The following is a 10,234-nucleotide window of genomic DNA, read 5'->3' on the forward strand; positions in this document are numbered from 1 at the left end:
CAGCAAGCTAGATCACCTCTTTATTAAACATGAAGAACTTTTGTTTGACGAGTTCCAGGCCATTATTGATGGCGGGCACTCATACACTCAACGTGACTGCGAGTTTATTCTACACAACGGCCAAGAGCTTCTTGCAGACTGCTCGGCATCAAAGTTCTCTCAAGATTCTCAGGATTTACTGCTGATCGAAATGCAAGCAAAGGATCGTTTGAAGCGGATCAGCCGTGAAGAACAGCTGCATGAGAACCAGGAAACAGCTCAAATCCTTGTTCGTGGCTTCGCTCATGAGGTTAAGAACCCTCTCGGTGGAATTCGGGGTGCCGCTCAGCTACTTGATGCAGAGCTGACCAACCCAGAGCATCATGAATACACACAAATTATAATGAGTGAGTCGGACCGGCTGAGAAGTCTGGTAGATCGAATGCTCGGCTCTAATAAAGCCCTCAAGCGTTGTGAAACAAACATCCACGAGATTCTTGAAAGAGTTCACACCCTGATTCATGCCGAATCTGCAGGCAAAATTAATATTATCAGGGACTACGACCCAAGTATTCCTGAATTCCTGGGCGATAAAAGTCAGTTAATTCAAGCGTTTCTGAACATTGCGAAAAATGCACTTCAAGCACTGTCTGAGCAAAAAGACGAAAATCCTTCACCTCAGATTGTCTTGAGAACGCGAACTCTAAGGCAGTTCACTATTGGTCATACTCGACATCGACTGGTACTAAAGGTTGATATTATCGACAACGGCCCAGGTATACCAAAGGATTCCATTCAGAATATTTTTTACCCCATGATCAGTGGGCGCGCAGAAGGTACAGGTCTGGGCTTATCCATTACGCAAAGCATATTTACCAAGCACGATGGCTTGGTCGAGTGCGAAAGCAAACCAGGTAAAACCGACTTCATTATTTATATCCCTATCGATAGCACGCGCTCACCTAAACCAACAAACGTTTCAAGTATCTCGGAGTAACACTATGACAACAAAGCCACTTGTATGGATCATTGATGATGACCGCTCTATACGCTGGGTACTTGAAAAAGCGCTAGCAAAAGAAGACTACGAGCTTCGCTCTTTTGAAAGCGGTGAAGGTGTAGTAGAGCGACTTTCTAGCGAGAGCCCTGATGCGATTATCAGTGATATTCGCATGCCTGGCATTGATGGGCTTGCACTACTTGAAAAGATTCAAGCTAATAACTTGCATCGTGGCGTACCGGCAGTTCCGGTCATTATTATGACCGCTCATTCCGACTTGGACAGCGCTGTTTCCTCCTATCAGAGTGGCGCTTTCGACTACCTACCCAAACCCTTCGATCTAGATGATGCCGTCGCACTAATCAAACGCGCCATTGCTCACTCCCAAGAGCAAAAAGCACAGAATATGCCTGATGCACCGGAGCTCAATGAAGAAAATACTGAAATCATTGGTAAAGCTCCAGCGATGCAGGAAGTGTTTCGCGCTATCGGCCGCTTATCACAGTCAAATATAACGGTTCTGATCAATGGCGAATCAGGAACAGGTAAAGAACTGGTCGCTCGTGCTTTGCATCAGCATAGCCCCCGTGCACAGTTACCATTTATTGCCTTAAACATGGCTGCAATTCCCAACGACCTGATTGAGTCTGAGTTATTTGGTCATGAGAAAGGTGCCTTTACAGGTGCTGGAGGACAGCGCACCGGACGCTTTGAACAGGCTGATGGCGGTACACTTTTCCTCGATGAAATCGGAGATATGCCTGCCGATACGCAAACCCGCCTATTACGTGTACTTGCTGATGGTGAGTTTTATCGAGTCGGTGGCACCACACCCGTTAAGGTTAACGTTAGGATTATCGCTGCAACCCACCAAAACCTTGAAGGTCTGGTTCAAGAAGGTAGCTTCCGGGAAGATTTATTTCACCGTTTGAACGTTATTCGCGTTCACCTACCTAAACTATGCGACCGAAGTGAAGACGTCCCCACCCTGGCGAACTACTTCTTAAGCAAAGCAGCTGAAGAGCTCTCGGTCGACATCAAGCAATTACGCCCTGAGACCGAAGAGTACTTAAGTGCCATGCCCTGGCCAGGTAATGTTCGACAGCTAGAAAACACCTGTCGCTGGTTAACCGTCATGGCTAGTGGTAGAGAGGTTCATGTATCAGACCTGCCGCCAGAATTATTAGATGAAGATAACACTGCTCCAACAGCAAGTACTTGGCAGGAAGCCTTGCGAAAGTGGGCTGACCAGGAACTTAAAAAAGGTAATAGTGCCATTCTGGATCAAGCTGTTCCCCAGTTTGAGCGTATTATGATCGATACGGCATTGAACCATACTGGCGGACGACGTAGAGATGCTTCCCAGTTATTAGGCTGGGGCCGGAATACGCTTACCCGTAAAATCAAAGAGCTTGATATGAGCTTTGAAGAGAGTACTGAGGAAGAGGATTAAGCCCCTCCCTCCGCATTACTCTCATATTTTGTAGGCAGCGGGTTCCATCCCGCGCTATGCCCAAACCTTGGAGCACGACCTAGAATCAGTTACTCACTTCTCGCCAGTAGATAATTCTGTCGTGGCCTCGATATTGACCAAACTGCGCCTCAACAAAGGGGTGCTCATCATCCAGAGCGCCATCTCCGTCCCAGTCAAAACGCAACCATGGCAATGCAGATAAGTCCTGATTAACTTGAACTTTTCCAGCCCCGCCGACTCCTGGAGCGCTGAAGCTAAAGTTTTCATTTTGCGCATCATCGAGAGGAGCATTCACACTTAAGGTAGTTAACTCTGAACCCACAAGAATATCTTCTAAGCTCGTAGCACCACTACCTAAAGGTGTAACAGTTGGAACAACTGCGGTACATTGATCATCAGTATGGGCAACAAAGGTTCCGGCGCTAGAATAATATTGGGGGTAAGCCTTCATTTTTAACGCTTGAGTATCAGGCCCATAGGCATTCTCCATTTTCCACCGTCCTTGCCGTAATTCTGAGCTAAATTGGAAACCAAGCGCTGCTAAATTACTAGTGCCTGTCACATCATCATCGTCTTCCAAAGTAACGACCAAATCAATATCTGCGTCAAAAGGAACGATATTGGTCCCTGCAGGTCGATCATAACTGAAGTTAGGGTTACTAGAGTGGATAAGTAAGCTAAGCGTTCCATCAATATCTGTTGTCGCACCATAACTTATATCTCCAACTGGCGAGGATAATGTCGCCGCCGTCGCTGCATTATCGGTATAGCAAAAACCCTTAACGCCTACACTACCACCACAAGACTCATCTAGCTCCAGGTTTGCACCCAAGCGCCAAAAATCACCTTCATAGTTTTGTGTAATCGTGCCATCAGCACGTACAGCACTTATCGTCAATTCAGGGACAGTATTCCATTGAAAGGCCTGATTCATATAAGTGAAGGGCGATAGTCCAACGACATTACACGCTGGGGCAAAATTTCCTCCTGTGACGGAAAAGCTCACATCAAAACGATCAGGGATAAACCGACCAACATTACCACTTGTACCACCGCTGACGACTTCACCCGCATAATCGGGCACGGCATAGGCTTCCATAGTGAAAACCCCCACCTCATCTATTTGTTGCGTCACCGACACAACACCATCATCTGCCAATGTAAAGGCCACATCGCTCTCGGCAACATTGGCATTAACACCACTTAGCGGTGCAATAAGATTACTACGCAACGATATTGGCGAAGGACTGATATAGCTCTCAGCCGTTGTTGCGCTTGCATCCGCGCAGACAGCTCTAAGCTGCTGAGTAAAATTATCACCGACCGTTGCAAACTCACTGCAAGATCCAAAAGGAGAAGAACAACTTGGCGCGCTCGGTACAGTCGACTCAATCAAGGAAGGAGAGACAACAAAGGCATTAGACATAAGACCTTGCATAAGTGGCGTTTCACTGAGCCCATCCTCATGTTCAAAGTTAATAGACAATATTTGTCCAGCATCTAAATGCCTAACGTCAAGATCTGCTACACCTTGATCAAAATCTAAAGTCAGATTATCACTAGCAGGTAAACTGTTAGCGATAAGCGTGTTATTAAGGCTTAGGGAAGTCCTGGCCGTATCTGCAATAGCGGGTGACTCATCAGATTGATAATTCACCTCAAACCATGCTTTTAAGTCTTTACTCCCGTCAAAATCAGTCAACACTGAACAAGCACTACCACTTGGTTGAGTTTGACCGACAGCGGTTAATGTCATCGATTCAGAATTACCACAAACAAAAGAGGCCGGGTTGGTCGCAACAAATCCGTAAGCACTAAAGTTTGTACCCGGCGTTGCGGTAGAGCTTACACTCTCTGCAGTATCTTCGGCGGTCACGACCACACCATCAACCGCCCTCTCATGGAATAAAAAGACCGTTGCTGCACCGCTTTCAGAGCCATCCAGAGTGAGACCCGATATGGAGGAACCACCGCTAGCAGCATCATAAAACTCGCTATTTGAATCATCATTGGTACTTAAACCAATCGTACCAACATAGTCAGTTTTATCAGTAACACCATCCGCACATACAGCTTGAATACTCACTTCAGCTCTGGAACTCGGGCAGGCTAACCCATAGTCAGGCTGAGTAATCGAAAAACTACCTAAAGAACACGAGCTACAAGCATGAGAGTCCCCCATAGCCGTTCCAATTTCTGCTTCAGTCAGCACGCTATCGTAAACTTTAATCTCATCCAAACGGCCATAAGCTGAAGCGCCTGGTGTTAGATAAGTAGATGAATTGTCCCCGAAGAAGATATTTCCTACATCACCCATAGTGCCGTTAGATGAAATTGACGATGAGGCAGCAGAGCTTCCATCAACATATATATGCAATTCATCGGCAGATAAGTCCCAGGTTACGCCAAGATGAACCCACGTTCCCGCAACAACTGAGTTAGCACTTGTGTATAAGTTGAAATCAAGATCCGCGCTATCTTCCAAGGCAAATCGTAAGCGACCATCATTTAATTTTGCCAAGAAGAAATACTTATCGTTAGAATTTCCTATGACATCGGTAGTTGCATCAATTAAGGTCTTATCTCCACTCCCCACCCAGTTCTCTTCAGCTCGATACCAAAGCACAATAGTCCCTTGACTACCTACGTCTGTGTCCAAGTCCAGCTGTGAGTCAATGGCATCAATCGTTGCTGAATTTGAGTTGTCGGGAATAAAACTACCTTTACAAACCTGGCCGCTGGCATGGGACTCTGCACTACCGACACTTAATCCCGCATTACCGTTACCCGAATAATCCTCGATCGACACGCCTGCGCCCGACCAATTATTTTGCTCAAAGGCAAAGTGAGCAAGAGGCTGATAGGCGCCACATGAACGTGTCTCGGTATATAAGGCATTCACTTGCGAATCACTTAGAACGCTGTTGTATATTTTGACTTCATCTAGCTGACCTTGAAAGTACTCTGGCGAACCACCTGTATCTTCTATCCGGCCGATACTCGTGAAAGAGTTGCCAATCACACCTGCTGCTGCGGTGCCACTTTGATCCAACACGCCATCAATATATATTTTATACGCACCACTACCGGCATCACGTGTTAGCACCACATGATGAAAGCTATCATCATTGATCACACCTGAGGACTTTGACGAGTAATCATTACCAACCGATAAGCCAATATGGCCCGAGGCATCGATCCAGCCCCAAAAGATATCGTCCGAGCCACCCGACTCTTCCACCCCGGCAATACCGGGCGCCTGCCATCCAGTATTATTTCCAACTTGTGTGGTCTTAATCCAAAAGCTCAGAGAAGAAGTCCCCGTTAGAGTTGCCCCCACTTCAGAGCTTTCAATGTAGTCATCAACTCCATCAAAATCGCCTGCTCGGCAAAGGTGTGCTGTACTCGTCGTGTCTAAGCCATTTTGAGAACTTCCATTACTAGGGCTGGCAGAGCTATCCACCACATCGCCTGATGAGCCAGACCAAGCCGTCTCGTCCATTCGAAATTCTGCGACAGGTTCAGGTAGCTCACCTGTGACCGCACATGAACTCAAAGCTGCACTTGGAATAGCTTCCCAACTGCCACCGTCACGGCGCCATTGCAAACGAGCATAAGCTTGACCAGTATGCTCAAAGTGCTCCATCTGAACGATATAGCCCTGCCCAGAATTTAATGATTGCGCCGCAGAAGTGCTCGAATAACGCGGTCCATGAAGGCTCCAGTCATTAATAATCTCACTACCTTCAAGGTCTAAGCGTACACCATCATCTGAATACAGCCGGAACTCATAACTACCTGTTTGTGTCGGTACCACATAGCCATTCCAACGAATACTGAAACGCTCATTATTTCCAGAGGTACTAGGGAAAATAGTCGGCGTTCCTGAGCCCCAACCAAAATCCACTTGGCTATCTTTACGCAGATATTCCGTACCGGTAAATAAACCTGAAGGCTGAGAAACCTTGGTTCCACTTCCGTTACGTTGATCAAAGTAATGACCAGTTAAACCAGAGAAATCAACGCTGTGATCAGTACCATCCACCGTCAAGGTATATGCCTGGCCCGCTACAATTCCTGTTACCTGCAATACAACCGTTGTGTCACTTTGCTGACTAACACTACTAATCGTCGCTGCATTTAAGGAGTAGTAGCTAGTATCTAAGGCATCACTATCAATGGTATTGTCGAATTCGACTACCAAGAGATTATCAACACCACAGGCACCATGGACACTATCAACATTCAATACACCACTCGCCCCTTCTCTCAAAGCAATTAAGTGACCAATGGCATCATCAAAAATTGTTGACGCCGTCGCGACTCGATCACCCGATGCACCTGCCGTAGGTCGAAGCTCATATGCGGCCATTGTTGTTATTCCGTCATTACCCTTATGTTCCTCAATATCGTACATTTCAGTCATACCGACAGGTGCGGAAAACGCTGCGTCTCCGGCTTCAAGCGTATAAAATGCCACCAGCATTCCCCCCGAGCCTGAAGTATTGACCGACGGTGCTGTCACACTGGACCAACTCATACCTACGCTAGAATCTTCATCATCTATTGGTGTGGAGGTATCGACACCTCGAAAGACAGACATACCACCTATATACCGCCGATTCCGATTGCCATCAAAATCAAAGTTATACCCGGTCCCAGCGTCGCCAGACGTAGCCAGGCGATAGTACAATGATTGGAGTACATCATCGTCTCTGTCTTGAGAGCTAATCTGAGTCCAACCAGCTGGCGCTGTCACCCCATCACTACCACTTCTGTTTCGGATAGTAATCTGCACCAATAACAAATCATTTTCTTCAGCACTCGCTGGTACAGTAAGAGTGACATCATCGTTATTGCCATCTTCAGTCGTACTAGCTACAAAAGTAATTGCAGAATGAGCACTACTAGCGAAAGTAAACAGACAGACAATCACACATATACTTGTAATAAGTCGGAACAATAACAAAACACCCTTATTAATCATGAGCCCTCACCTGCACCGAACGAGTCGCCTGGTCCAAACCACTTCCACAGGTCGCTGTGCTTGTAAATGTCATATAATTTGTACCTGCCACCGTATCAATTCGGCAAATCAGTTGTGCAATGCAGTTATCCAAGCCAGGGTTACTCCCTCCTGCATCAAAGTCCAGATACCCCATTGCATCATTACAAGTTGTCCCGCCAACGAACACTCTGTTTAGCGCTATCTGAGCACCGCTTTCCGCCGCGTAAAAGGCTCGTGTAGATTCAAAGTCTTGAGCAAAGCCCATACTGGAATCTTCAGCCAGATCACTCATTGCCAAAACGATCAAAGCAAGAATAACGATCAAAAATATTGTCGCAGGAAGTCCAATACCTCGCTGCTTAAGGTGTAGTTGTCTAAAGTGGAGTTGCCTAGGGTACATTGCGAATTTGCACCTCTTGATTTACGGCCTGGAGTTCACCATTACTACCTGTAACACTGTAAGCAATATTTACCACAGCATTACGAGTCAGGCTGGCGTCTGTATAAGCAAAGCTACCTAAATTCGCACCATTTGCCATGACATTTTGCTTGTTGGTATCAGGGGTCGAATCAAAGCCATAATCAAAATAACGATAGAGAAAGCCACCGCTAAAACAAAACATCACGGGGTCCTGACTAATAAACAAACGCTTAGTTGGGGAGTCACTGACAAATTGATGGCTTGATTGTAAGTTAATCGTCAAAGCACCGGCTGTTGCGCCGGCAGTAATACTAGAAAGCAAGCTACTAATTACGCGCTGGCTTCCAGATAGGTCATAAACATCACTGACGGCATTACTATAAACGGCCACTCTGTCCTGGCTAGTATCGACACTTGCATCCACGTAGCTAGCAAAAGGTACCACCTCGAAACTACTGGCCCCACTTAAAATCGGCACACTTAAATAGTCCGTTGCAGCGACAGTGGGAATAAACTCAATACATGAGCCGCCACTAAGCGTTTGAATACTATTCGGTAAAGCTAATCGTAGTTCTCTACTTAGCTTCTCTGATACCACCCAAGCAATGGCAGATATTTTACCGCGCTCAGAGGCATCGATCATGCCCTCCGTAGTTCGACCGATAAATCCGGCAATTCCTACACCTAGAATACCTATCACGACAATCGTGACAATCATCTCGATTAAGGTAAATCCTTTAGAGTCATTTAAGGGGCGCGACATTAGAAGTTCCCCTTATAAGCGGCAAAGGTCATCGTACTTTGGCCCGGTGGCGTTATCGAAATAGTTATTTTCTTGGCGTGATTCGTTGCACTCGCTGACACTAAGTTAGCGGTATCGCACGCCACACTAATAGAAACACTATAACTGTCATAAGAACTATCTAAACCTGCAGTTAAGCTGACCGGTGGAGCATCTGTCAAACCATCATAGTCATCCACATCGTTATAGACAGAGCGAGTTTCCAGGACGCCCCCGGGTGAATCCGGCCCCAGATCTGCTGCTGTACAACCTGGGCTCGCGACCATCGGCACACCACCCACGGGCGTAGCGTGGTCATAATTCTTTGATAATATTTCGTCAAAATATAACTGTGTCAGCTTTAAGGTCTTATTCCTCCAAAGGGGGTCAGCACTATGTTTCATGGTAAAACTGAAAGAGTTCAGCACTGCAACCATAGCAATCGATAGAATCACAATAGAAATGACGAGTTCAACCAAGGTGACGCCTTGCTGTCGGCTTAAACTTCTTGAACGAGTAACATTAGCTCTCACGGGCATGCCCCCGACGATTCGTAAACAAAACCCGAGGAGGAGAAGCAAATACGATGGGTTTTCGTACCAACGATCGTAACATTGTGATTTGCGGCATCGTCCATACTTGCTGTTTGATCCCACGCCAAACTAACAGTAGCCCCCAACGCCAGCGCAAGGCCATCTATTGAAATTGTGGGCAAAGGTGTTTCCAGTTGATAAGTCTGAACGCTTTGCTGATGCTTCAGTAGGGTAAAATGCAGGTCGCCGCCAGCGGTACGAATAAACTGTATTTCCGCTGGATCTCCCGACGGTATAGGTGCCGCACCCGCTATTTGCACCTCTTGAGCACTGACACCCAAGGCTAACTGTTGCGCGAGTAAACCAAGAGAAAGAAGCCTTTCCTTGGCTAAGTAGTCTGCATAGGAGTCTTTTGAAGAGAACAGGCTATTGGCACCGACACTTAGAACACCGATGAGCACGATGACCATCACCAGCTCAATCAAGGTAAAACCATGCTGGTTAGTCTGTTTTGAATAGTTTGCTATGATCTTGTTCGACAAAAATCTTGCCTTTAAAAAACGAAAAAAAGCGCCCACCGGCGCTTTTTCACACAACTACTAATCAATCACAATTCGTAACATCAATTGAAATAGTTGGGCTATTATTTGCTGTAGCAGCTGTATAGGTAATACGGCAAGTTGCTGCATTAGCTGGTGTTACACCTGAAGCTGTCACTGTAACCGTCGAAGTTGCTAAACCGCCTGGAGTACCACCCAAATCGAAATCAGCAGCAGTAATCTGAGCAGCATCAAGAATACCTTCAGATCCAGCAGTTTGTGCTTCAGGATAGCCGTTCAACATCTGAATAACCTGACCTTCCATTGTAATTTCAGTCAAGGAGTTATCGCCCTGAACCAAATAGTCTGCGTGAGCTATGGATGACGCAGACCTCATCGCGCCATAAGCACCTTGAAGTGCTGCAGCACGCGCTTCACCACCTAAGTCTGCAAAACGAGGCAATGCAAAGGCTGCCAAAATACCTAAGATCACGATAAC

At 46.5% G+C, this 10,234-nt stretch carries 8 protein-coding genes; 2 read left to right on the forward strand and 6 right to left on the reverse strand.

What is annotated here, in order from left to right:
* Together glnL and glnG are read left to right on the forward strand one after the other, a co-directional pair.
* Positions 1 to 976 (forward strand): nitrogen regulation protein NR(II) (gene glnL, locus A3756_RS06585; RefSeq protein WP_068553133.1); only part of this gene is annotated, 976 nt, incomplete at its 5' end.
* A 4-nt stretch (positions 977 to 980) separates the two neighbouring features.
* Entirely contained in the window at positions 981 to 2,432 is a 1,452-nt protein-coding gene (glnG, locus tag A3756_RS06590; RefSeq protein WP_068508266.1) for a nitrogen regulation protein NR(I), read from the forward strand.
* 85 nt (positions 2,433 to 2,517) lie between these two features.
* Here glnG and A3756_RS06595 read toward each other — a convergent pair whose 3' ends face one another.
* The 6 genes from A3756_RS06595 to A3756_RS27535 form a co-directional block, all read right to left on the reverse strand.
* Positions 2,518 to 7,440, reverse strand: a complete 4,923-nt coding sequence (locus A3756_RS06595) for a DUF6701 domain-containing protein (protein ID WP_068553134.1) — start codon at positions 7,438 to 7,440, stop codon at positions 2,518 to 2,520.
* Positions 7,433 to 7,861: a hypothetical protein gene (locus A3756_RS06600; protein ID WP_068508270.1), complete on the reverse strand. Its 429-nt coding sequence runs from the start codon at positions 7,859 to 7,861 to the stop codon at positions 7,433 to 7,435. Before A3756_RS06600 ends, A3756_RS06595 begins: the two co-directional genes overlap by 8 nt.
* Positions 7,851 to 8,645: a type II secretion system protein gene (locus A3756_RS06605; RefSeq protein ID WP_068553138.1), complete on the reverse strand. Its 795-nt coding sequence runs from the start codon at positions 8,643 to 8,645 to the stop codon at positions 7,851 to 7,853. The genes A3756_RS06600 and A3756_RS06605 overlap by 11 nt, the downstream gene beginning before the upstream one ends.
* Complete coding sequence (locus A3756_RS06610) at positions 8,645 to 9,196, reverse strand: prepilin-type N-terminal cleavage/methylation domain-containing protein (protein ID WP_197469704.1); 552 nt, start codon at positions 9,194 to 9,196, stop codon at positions 8,645 to 8,647. Before A3756_RS06610 ends, A3756_RS06605 begins: the two co-directional genes overlap by 1 nt.
* Positions 9,193 to 9,738, reverse strand: coding sequence for a type II secretion system protein (locus A3756_RS06615; protein ID WP_068740403.1), 546 nt, complete (start codon positions 9,736 to 9,738; stop codon positions 9,193 to 9,195). The genes A3756_RS06610 and A3756_RS06615 overlap by 4 nt, the downstream gene beginning before the upstream one ends.
* A gap of 61 nt (positions 9,739 to 9,799) precedes the next feature.
* A partial coding sequence (locus A3756_RS27535; protein WP_068553140.1) for a type II secretion system protein occupies positions 9,800 to 10,234 on the reverse strand: 435 nt, incomplete at its 5' end.

The organism is Oleiphilus sp. HI0086 (genome assembly GCF_001635225.1).